Origin of the sequence: Pseudomonas sp. SIMBA_041 (assembly GCF_046535095.1) — a bacterium.
Lineage (GTDB): Bacteria > Pseudomonadota > Gammaproteobacteria > Pseudomonadales > Pseudomonadaceae > Aquipseudomonas > Aquipseudomonas mucoides.
In genome coordinates this window covers 1-267 of record NZ_JAWRXJ010000387.1, presented here as the reverse complement: position 1 = coordinate 267, position 267 = coordinate 1, and the positions used below count along the sequence as shown (strand labels likewise).

Sequence of the window (267 nt, the reverse complement as noted above, 5' to 3'; positions counted from 1 at the left end):
CAACAAAATCATGGTGAAAGCGCTTGCCGACCGTTTAGCCGAAGCCTTTGCGGAGTATCTCCATGAGCGTGTGCGTAAAGTCTACTGGGGCTATGCGCCGAACGAGAACCTCAGCAACGAAGAGCTGATCCGCGAAAACTACCAGGGCATCCGTCCGGCACCGGGCTATCCGGCCTGCCCGGAACATACGGAAAAAGCCACCATCTGGGAGCTGCTGGAAGTGGAAAAACACACTGGCATGAAACTCACAGAATCTTTCGCCATGTG

At 54.7% G+C, this 267-nt stretch carries 1 protein-coding gene; it reads left to right on the top strand.

The annotated features are described in order from the left end of the window. Positions 1–267: vitamin B12 dependent-methionine synthase activation domain-containing protein (locus SB725_RS31600; RefSeq protein WP_410923375.1), on the top strand; the 267-nt coding region annotated here is incomplete at both ends.